The sequence below is a fragment of the Citrobacter braakii genome (genome assembly GCF_002075345.1).
GTDB lineage: Bacteria > Pseudomonadota > Gammaproteobacteria > Enterobacterales > Enterobacteriaceae > Citrobacter > Citrobacter braakii.
The window spans coordinates 1-1,028 of the sequence record NZ_NAEW01000077.1 but is presented as its reverse complement, the minus strand read 5'-3'; the positions used below and the strand labels follow the sequence as shown (position 1 = coordinate 1,028).

The window sequence follows — 1,028 nt, the reverse complement described above, 5'->3', positions numbered from 1 at the left end:
GGACTTTCCTGGCGTACAGAGCAGGGCGCGGTGACGTTCTACCTGACGCAGACGCGAACCTTCCGGTTTGCCTTCCTCAATACACGGACAAGTTCCAGTGCCAGCGTCAGTTCCGGTTCAACCAGTTCGATGGGCACCAGCGGAGGCAGCGGAAGTGGTGATAACTCCGTCTCCGGCGATTCGTCCTCATCGCAGAAAACCACCACGCTCCAGGACCGGGATGCATACGAGGATATCCGTAAAACCATGGAGACCATCCTTACTCCGGAGAAGGGACGCTACTGGCTCTCCGAAAGCACAGGGGTACTGACGGTCACCGACACGCCGCAGGTGCTGGAGACCGTGGCGCGCTATGTGGATGAACAGAACCGCGACATGAACCGCCAGGTTCAGCTCAGTGTGAAAGTACTCAGCGTCAGCAACACACGCAATGAGCAGTTCGGTATTGACTGGAGCCTTGTCTATAAATCGCTTTATCAGGCTGGCGCAACCCTGAACAATGCCGGCGGAGATATTGCCGGAGCAACCTCGGCAGGCGTGTCCATCCTCGATACGGCAACCGGCAGCGCCGCCCGGTTCAGCGGCTCCTCCCTGCTTATCAAAGCGCTCAGCGAACAGGGCGACATCAGTGTGGTGACCTCCCAGGACAGTACCGTCACCAACCTGACGCCGGTGCCCATCCAGATGGCAGACCAGGCTGTGTACGTGGCCCAGTCTGCCACCACCACCACGACCGATGTGGGGGCCACCACCACGCTGACGCCGGGCATGATAACCACCGGCTTTAACATGACCCTGCTGCCGTTGATACAGCCGTCAGGCAACGTCCAGCTGCAGGTGAATTTCAATCTGTCAGACCCGCCGACCATCCGCAGTTTCACCTCAAAAGATGGCAACAGTTATATCGAGATGCCCTACACGAAACTGCGCTCACTGAGCCAGAAGGTGAACCTTCGCGCCGGACAGTCGCTGATTCTGACCGGGTTCAGCCAGGACAACACGTCGGTGAAAAAGAGCGGCACGTTCAC

Annotated in this window: 1 protein-coding gene; it reads left to right on the top strand. The window is 58.6% G+C overall.

Annotated features, from left to right (window positions below; translation table 11 throughout):
• Positions 1–1,028 (top strand): PilN family type IVB pilus formation outer membrane protein (gene pilN / locus BZK42_RS27875; protein ID WP_080861617.1); only part of this gene is annotated, 1,028 nt, incomplete at both ends.